An 8,413-nucleotide genomic window follows, 5' to 3' on the forward strand; every position below is an offset into this window, starting at 1 on the left:
GCAGATTGCGACTTCAGGAGGCCGAGCGAAGGGCTTGCGGAGGGAGGTGACGGGCATGGATGCCCGTCAAGCGCTGAGGCCCCATGGATGGGGCCTGCAGCGCGTACTCCCGGGAGCAAGCCCGTAGCGAGGGGACCCCGGAGCGAAGCGCAGGGGCCGGATGACGGGAGCCAGCGTTTTTTGGTTACTTTTTGTCGCGTTTGACAAAAAGTGACCCGCCGTAAGGGCGGAAAGGTGACTCTGCGCCACCTGCGCGAATGAATGTCTGTGCGATGTGAAGGCCCACATCCCAAGAGCAAGAGCAACAGATCCGGTGGCTGCGCTGACCTTGGTCATTCCCATGCACAACCTTTTCCCCTATTGTCGATACTCCCATCCCCAAACGATTGGCAAATTCATGGAGAAAGTCATCGTCATCACCGGCGGCAGCCGCGGCATCGGCGCCGCTACGGCGCTGCTGGCCGCCCGCCAGGGCTACCGCATCTGCATCAACTACCACGCCGACGACCAGGCCGCCGAAAACATCCTCAGCCAGGTCCGCGCCCTCGGCGCCGAAGCCATCGCCGTGCGCGCCGACGCCAGCGTCGAGGATGAGATCATCCAGCTGTTCCAGCGCGTCGACGAAGAACTCGGCCCGGTCACCGCACTGGTCAACAATGCCGGCACCATCGGCCAGCAGAGCCGCGTCGAAGACATGTCCGAGTTCCGCCTGCTCAAGGTCATGAAGACCAACGTTGTCGGCCCCATGCTCTGCGCCAAGCACGCACTGCTGCGCATGGCACGCCGGCATGGCGGGCAGGGCGGGGCCATCGTCAACGTATCGTCGGTGGCCGCGCGTCTGGGGTCGCCCAACGAATATGTCGACTACGCCGCCTCCAAGGGCGCGCTCGATACCTTCACCATCGGCCTGGCCAAGGAAGTAGCCGGCGAGGGCGTACGGGTTAATGGCGTGCGCCCAGGTTATATCCACACCGGTTTCCATGCGTTGTCCGGTGACCCCGACCGGGTCAGCAAGCTCGAACCCGGTTTGCCCATGGGCCGAGGTGGGCGCCCCGAGGAAGTGGCCGAGGCCATCCTCTGGTTGCTCTCGGACAAAGCGTCCTATTCCACCGGTAGCTTCGTCGACCTGGGCGGCGGGCGCTGATCGCGCCCGTCAATCCTCCAGCAACGCACGTACCTTCTCGGCCAGTACGCCAAGCTCGAATGGCTTGGTCAGTACCAGCGTACCTTGCAGCAACTGGCCATCACTGAGCGCCGCACTTTCGTCATAACCGGTGATGAACAGCACCTTGAGGTCCGGGTAGCGCTCGCGGCAACGTTCAGCCACCTGGCGGCCATTCAGGCCGCCGGGCAGGCCGATATCGCTAAGCAGCAAGTCTGGCCGCTCGCCGCTTTGCAGATGGGCGAGGGCGGTAGGGCCGTTTTCAAAAGCATCGACCAGGTAGCCCAGCTCTTCCAGCACTTCGCAGACCACCAGGCGAAGGGCCGTCTGATCCTCGATCAGCAAGATACGCTGCGCAGCCGTGCAGCTGTTTTCCAGCAATGTGCGCCGGGGCTTGGGGGCAGGGGCTTCGGGTTGCTCATGGTGGCGGGGAAGCAGCAGTTCAATGCGTGTACCTTCGCCGAGCACCGACAGCACGCGTAATTGCCCTCCCGACTGCCGCACGAAGCCATAGGTCATCGACAGCCCCAGGCCAGTGCCCTGGCCCATGGGCTTGGTGGTGAAGAACGGGTCTACCGCGCGCTCTGCTATCTCCGCCGACATGCCTCGGCCGTTGTCGATGATGCTCAGGCGTACGTACTCGCCGGCAGGCAGTTCCAGCGCCAGGGCCTGTTCGTCATCAAGCAGCAGGTTGTCGCCGATGATGTCGATTAAGCCGCCCTCGGGCATGGCATCACGGGCATTGATGCACACGTTGAGCAGGGCGCTTTCCAGTTGTGGCGGGTCGATGAAAGTTGGCCAAAGCTGGTTGGCGAACTGGCTGGTCAGGGTGATGGCCGGGCCGATGGTGCGACGCAGCAGCTCTTCCATGCCGGCCACCAGCGTGGCCACTTGGGTTGAGCAGGGTTGCAGGGTCTGCTGGCGGGAGAAGGCCAACAGCCGGTGCACCAGCGAAGAGGCCCGTTGCGCCGAACCGCTGGACAGTTCCAGCAACGGTTCCAGGGCGTCGAAACGCGACTGGTCGAGGCGCTGGCGCATCAGCTCCTGCGCGCCCAGGATGCCGCCCAGCAGGTTGTTGAAGTCATGGGCGATGCCGCCACTGAGCTGGCCCACGGCCTCCATTTTCTGGGCCTGGCGCAGCGCTTCCTCGGCCTTGGCCAGGCGCTCCTGCTCTTGCACCCGTTCGCTGATGTCGTAGGCGAACAGAAAGGCACCCTGTATTTCGCCTTCATGGTCACGCAAGGCATTGAAGCGCAGTTCGTAGTGGCGCCGCGCAGGCGCTTGGCCAAAGGCGCCGATTTCAATGAACTGCTCGCCCGCCAGGGCGCGTTGCCACATGGGCAGGATTGGCGTCTGGTCAGCACTGCCATCATCGAACAGCCCCGGCAGGTAATCGCCAACTTCCGGCGTTTTCCCGTACAGCAGCTGGAAGTCGTGCTTGGCCTGGCGATTGACCGCCAGCCAGCGCATGTCCTTGCCGACCACGTGTACGTTGACCACGCTGTGATCGACCAGCTCGGCAAACAGCCTGCGCTCTGCCAGTGCGGCACTCACCCGTTGTTCGAGTTGTTCATTCAGGCGCTGCAGGGCCTGCTCTGCCCGCCGGCGTTCGGTAACGTCCTTGAACAACACTGCCACCTGGCGCTTCTCGGCAGGCTCCACGCGGAAGGTGGTCACGGACAGCACGTGGCCGGTGGCGACCAGTTCCTGCTCGAAATGCAGAGGCTCGCCCGTGCGCAGTACCGCGCCATAGCGGGCCACCCAATCATCCGCTTCGTCTGGCACCATTTCCCGCAGTTTCTGCCCGACTACGTTGGGGATGCCGGCGTGTTTGGCATAGGCTGCGTTGGCCAGTACATGCACATAGTCACTGAGCGGGCCGTGCGGGCCGTCGAAGAACTCGATGATGCAGAAGCCTTCGTCCATGGTGTCGAACAACGAACGGTAGAAGTTCTGGTCGTGGTCTTGCAGGCTGGCGAGCTGTGCCTCCAATAGCGCATTGTGCCGCTGCAGGGCTTCGACTTGTTGACGCAATGAGAGCAGGTCGCGGGATGGCATGCCGACGTCCGACAAAAGAGGAGGCCAAGACTTTAACGTGTTCACCTGCAGGCGGATAGCCGCTCAGCCTGGGGATGGGGCAATGCCCAGCAAGCGCTCTACCCGCTGGCCCAGGCTGTGCAGGTCGAACGGTTTGGGCAGCACCTCGGTGCGCCTGTCGGGCCGGCTATTGGCCGGGGTGTCGGCAGAGTCATAGCCGGTAATCAGCAACACCGGGGCATTCGCCACCAGGCCTTGAAACGCCTCTGCCAGTTGGTAGCCATCGATACCCCCAGGCAAGCCGACATCGCTGATCAGCAAGTCGGGTGGTGGGCCTTCGTGCAGTGCTTCAAGTGCCGGGCGGCCCCTTTCGAACGCCTGCACTTGGTAGCCCAGTTCCATTAGCACTTCGACCATCACCAGGCGCAGGGCAGGTTGGTCCTCCACCAGCATGATCCGTTGCATGCAGGGCGTAGAAGGTTCGGCGGGAACTGTGGCTGGCACAGGCTGGCTGCTGGCGCCAAGGTTTTCGTCCTGGGGAAAGTACAGGTGAATGCAAGTGCCTTGACCGGCCACGCTGTCGATCTGCAGCTGCCCCCCAGACTGCCGTACAAAACCATAAACCATGGACAACCCCAGGCCGGTACCTTGGCCTAGTGGCTTGGTAGTGAAGAACGGTTCAAGGGCACGCTGGCGCACCGCGTTGGACATGCCTGTACCGGTATCGGCGACACGAATGTGCAAATACCGGCCCCTGGGCAGATCCAGGTGTTTGGCCTCGGCCTCGGTCAGCTCAGTGTTTTCACCCGCGATGCTGAGCGTACCGCCCAGGGGCATGGCGTCACGGGCATTGATGCACAGGTTGAGCAGGGCACTTTCCAGTTGCTGCGGATCAATGCGGATTGGCCATTGCCCAGCCAGCGTCTGGTTGTGGAAGTTGATATGCGGGCCGGTCGAACTGCTGATCAGGTCGTGCATGCCGGCCACCAGGTATTGCACATCGACAGGTTGCGGCACCAGTGTCTGCTGGCGCGAGAAAGCCAGCAGGCGCTGCACCAGTGCGGTGGCACGCAGCGCATTGTTGCGGCTCAGCTCAAGTAGCCGGGCGCTGTCGGCAATGCGTTGTTGGCCCAGGCGTTGTTCAGCCAATTCCAGCGCGCCAAGCAGGCTGCCCAGCAGGTTGTTGAAATCATGAGCGATACCACCGGTCAATTGGCCGACCGCTTCCATTTTTTGCGACTGGCGCAGTGCCTCTTCGGCTTGCTGCAGGCGTTCCAGCTCGGCCATGCGTTCGGTAATGTCATAGGCGAACATGTACCCGCCCTGGATCCGCTGCTGCGCATCGCGCAGCGGGTGGTAGCGGATCTCGTAATGGCGTGGTGCGTCAGCTGGCCCGAGGGTGATGGTGTCGATGAACGCATCACCGGCCAGTACTCGCGGCCACACCGGGGCCAGGCGGCTCATGATATCGGGCTGGTTGACGAGGAACTGCGGCACGTAATCGCCAATCTGCGGAACGAACCCACGGTACCGCTCGAAGGTTTCGCGGGCCATGCGGTTGATGGCCACCAGGCGCATCTTGCGGTCGGCGGCGAACACGTTGGCCAGGCTGTTGTCGAGCAGCTCGCCCAGCAGTTTGATATGCGCCTGCGCGCTGTCTTCACGCTCGGCCAGGCGTGCTTCCAGCTCAGCGACACGTGCTTGCAGCAGTGCAACGGAGGGAAGCGGATCTGGCTGCATGGCGAGGGCCCGGTAAGCGGATCGAGCAACTATAGTCGCCCACCGGGCCATCAGCCATCAGAACGAGCGGATGATACGCCCGAGGGTTTCCATGGCCCGCTCGGCACCGTCATGCCAAGGGCTGCCGTAATTCAGGCGGATGCAGTTGCCGAAGCGCCGAGTGGGCGAAAAGATCGGCCCGGGGGCGATGCTGATGCCTTGGGCCAATGCCATGTGGAACAGCTTTAGGGCGTCCATCTGCTCGGGCAGTTCCAGCCACAGGAAGTAACCGCCGGAGGGCTGGCTGACCCGCGTCTGCGCCGGGAAATGGCGTGCGATGGCCGCCAGCATGTTGGCCTGCTGGCCTTCCAGCGCGTAGCGCAGTTTGCGCAAGTGGCGGTCGTAGCCGCCGTGCTGCAGGTAGTCGGCGATGGCCGCCTGGGCCGGCATCGAGGCACACAGCGAGGTCATCAGCTTGAGCCGTTCGATCTTCTGCGCAAAGCGCCCGGCCGCCACCCAGCCGATGCGGTAGCCCGGTGCCAGGCTTTTGGCGAACGAGCCGCAATGCATCACCAGGCCTTGGGTGTCGAAGGCCTTGGCCGGCTTGGGCGCCTGTTGCGCGTAGTAAAGCTCGGCGTAGACATCATCCTCGATCAACGGCACCTGATGACGCGCCAGCAGTTCCACCAGGGCCTGCTTTTTCGCCTCTGGCATGCTCGCGCCCACCGGGTTCTGGAAGTTGGTCATGCACCACACGGCTTTTACCGGGTGCTTTTCCAGGGTTTGCGCCAGTACCCCAAGGTCCATGCCCTCGCGCGGGTGCACGGGGATTTCCACGGCCTTGAGCTTGAGCCGCTCCAATACTTGCAGGCAGGCATAGAACGCAGGTGCCTCGATGGCCACCAGGTCGCCGGGCTGGGTGACTGCCTGCAGGCACAGGTTCAGGGCTTCCAGCGCGCCGTTGGTGATCAGCAGCTCTTCCATCGGCAGCATCAGCCCGCCGACCATGTAACGTAGGGCAATCTGCCGGCGCAGCTGGGGGTTGCCGGGCGACAGGTCGGTCACCACCATGCGCGGGTCCATGCTGCGGCTGGCGCTGGCCAGCGAGCGCGACAGGCGTTGAAGCGGGAACAGCTCGGGGCTGGGGAAGGCCGAGCCGAACGCTATGGTGTTGGGGTCCTTGATCGAATCGAGGATCGAAAACACCAGCGCGCTGACGTCGACATCGGTGGACTCGCTGACTGGCTGCAACGCCTGCGGCTCGCTGAACTGGCGTGGGGCGTGGGCGTTGACGAAGTAGCCCGAACGTGGCCGGGCGCGGATCAGCCCGCGCCGCTCCAGCAGGTAGTAGGCCTGGAACACGGTGGACGGGCTGACCCCGTGAGTCTGGCTGGCATAGCGCACCGAAGGCACGCGCTGGCCGGGGCCAAGCACCCCGGAGCGGATCAGTTCGGCAATGTCGTCGGCGAAGCGTTCGTAGCGTTTCATTCTGGCCTTCTGTCGAAGCCTGGCAGGCAAGGTGGAGTCAGTGTAAGGGATCAGCGGTTCATCGGCGCGACGAAGCGGCTATGGGCCACGCTGCGGATGGCGTGGTCGTCGCGATCGCTGATCTCGAAGCTCAGTGTTTGCGAGCTGCTGGCCGGGCGATCGGCGAGCATCGCCACCGACACCGGCAGTTCGCTCATTTCGCCAGCAGGGATCACCAATGTGGTGTTGCCCTGCAAGGTGAAGCCGTCGGCATCCAGCAGGCGCAGCTCATAGTGCTGGGTGTGTTCGGTCTTGTTGATGACCTTGAGCAGGTAGATGTTCTCGATCTGGCCCTGGGCATTTTCACGGAACAGGCCACGGTCCTTGATCACATCCAGCGACACCATCGGGCGCAACTGCAAGGCCACCACCAGCGCCGCGATCATTACCACCAGCGCAATGGCGTAACCCAGCAGGCGTGGTCGCAGCCAGTGGGTAGTACCGCCCTGCAGGCTGTGTTCGGACTTGTAGCCGATCAGCCCACGGGCGTAACCCATCTTGTCCATTACCCCGTCGCAGGCGTCGATGCAGGCCGCGCAGCCGATGCAGGCCATTTGCAAGCCTTCACGAATATCGATACCGGTAGGGCATACCTGCACGCACAGGGTGCAGTCGATGCAGTCGCCCAGGCCCTGGGTGCGGGCGTCGCTACCTTTCTTGCGCGGGCCACGGGTTTCACCGCGACGTGGGTCATAGGCGACCGCCAGGGTGTCCTTGTCGAACATCACGCTCTGGAAGCGCGCATAGGGGCACATGTGCAGGCACACCGCCTCGCGCAGCAGGCCGGCATTGATGTAGGTGGCGGCGGTGAAGAACAGCACCCAGAACAGTGCCACTCCGCCCAGTTGCAAGGTGAACAGCTCTGCGGCCAGCGGGCGGATGGGGGTGAAGTAGCCAACGAAGGTCAGCCCGGTGAGCACGCCAATGACCAGCCACAGGCTGTGCTTGAGCGTGCGGCGGGCCAGCTTGTTCAGGCTCCAGGGCGCGGCGGCCAGTTTGATGCGCTGGTTGCGGTCACCCTCGGTAACTTTTTCGCACCACATGAACAGCCAGGTCCAGGTGCTCTGCGGGCAGCTGTAGCCGCACCACACGCGGCCGGCATACACGGTAATGGCGAACAGGCCGAAGGCGCAGATGATCAGCAATGCCGACAGCAGGATGAAATCCTGTGGCCAGAAGGTGGCGCCAAAGATGTGGAATTTACTGTTGCCCAAGTCCCACAGCACAGCCTGGCGGCCGTTCCAGTTCAGCCAGGCTGTGCCGAAAAACAGCACGAACAGCGCGCCGGCGAAGCCGATGCGCAAGTTACGGTACAGCCCGGTAAAGCTGCGGGTGTGGATGCCACTGTCTGCGCGTCGCGGTTGAGTGCTGGCTGGGGCGGCGATCTCTGTGAAATGGATTCTATCGTTCATGGCTCGGTGCTCATCAGGCCTCGATCAGGCATGAGCACTATGGCCCTGAGGCTGTTATCAGCACAGGCTCAGATTTTGCGATAAAAACCATATCAGATTTTCCGCTTAGCCCCTCCAGGCCTCAGATTACCGAGCCTGGCACGCTGGCCTTCAGATGCTTGCGGCTATCCACCGCACCCGCCACGGTCAGCGCATCGGCCTCGGCTTCGGTGATGGGCACGCGTTGGCCGGCGAGCAGGGCCACCGACATGCGCAGCTGTTCGTCGGTGATGATTTCGATGGCCGGGCCTTCGCCTTCAAGGCGCAGGTCCTCGCCGATCAGGGTGCAGCGGCGGGTGGCTTCGTCGATTTCAACGGGCATGGGGTGGTCCTCCTGGGGGTGGTTACAGGGTGGACCACGGTGACGGGCGGGTTGCTGCATCCGCAGGCTGAGCGGCACTTTGTTCTGTATTCACAGGTCCATTTTTGTAGATGGCAGGCCCGGGCGCGTAGCGGGGGGGGACCCGCAGAGGGGGGGGCCCGGGCCACACAAACACCCCAAGGGGAAAGCCCCCGG

General features: G+C 63.3%; 6 protein-coding genes. 1 reads left to right on the forward strand and 5 read right to left on the reverse strand.

Annotated elements, in window-relative coordinates; all coding sequences use genetic code 11:
- Window positions 1-397 precede the first annotated feature (397 nt).
- Window positions 398-1,144 carry an SDR family oxidoreductase gene (locus ABE456_RS27700; protein ID WP_346646771.1) on the forward strand — a complete coding sequence of 249 codons (747 nt, stop codon included), beginning with the start codon at window positions 398-400 and terminating at the stop codon, window positions 1,142-1,144.
- Window positions 1,145-1,153: 9 nt separating this feature from the next.
- Here the strand turns inward: ABE456_RS27700 and ABE456_RS27705 are convergent, their stop codons facing one another.
- From ABE456_RS27705 to ABE456_RS27725, 5 genes are all read right to left on the reverse strand, one after another.
- Window positions 1,154-3,220: a PAS domain-containing protein gene (locus ABE456_RS27705; protein ID WP_346646772.1), complete on the reverse strand. Its 2,067-nt coding sequence runs from the start codon at window positions 3,218-3,220 to the stop codon at window positions 1,154-1,156.
- 63 nt (window positions 3,221-3,283) lie between these two features.
- Window positions 3,284-4,939 (reverse strand): ATP-binding protein, encoded by a 1,656-nt coding sequence (locus ABE456_RS27710; protein ID WP_346646773.1) that lies wholly within the window; start codon window positions 4,937-4,939, stop codon window positions 3,284-3,286.
- 57 nt (window positions 4,940-4,996) lie between these two features.
- Window positions 4,997-6,406, reverse strand: coding sequence for a GntR family transcriptional regulator MpaR (mapR, locus tag ABE456_RS27715; RefSeq protein ID WP_346646774.1), 1,410 nt, complete (start codon window positions 6,404-6,406; stop codon window positions 4,997-4,999).
- Between the two features lie 50 nt (window positions 6,407-6,456).
- On the reverse strand, window positions 6,457-7,857 hold the full coding sequence (gene ccoG / locus ABE456_RS27720) for a cytochrome c oxidase accessory protein CcoG (RefSeq protein WP_346646775.1): 1,401 nt from the start codon (window positions 7,855-7,857) through the stop codon (window positions 6,457-6,459).
- A gap of 121 nt (window positions 7,858-7,978) precedes the next feature.
- Entirely contained in the window at window positions 7,979-8,218 is a 240-nt protein-coding gene (locus tag ABE456_RS27725) for a DUF3203 family protein (RefSeq protein WP_346646776.1), read from the reverse strand.
- Between the last annotated feature and the right edge of the window lie 195 nt (window positions 8,219-8,413).

The organism is Pseudomonas sp. TWI929 (assembly GCF_039673335.1).
Taxonomy (GTDB): domain Bacteria; phylum Pseudomonadota; class Gammaproteobacteria; order Pseudomonadales; family Pseudomonadaceae; genus Aquipseudomonas.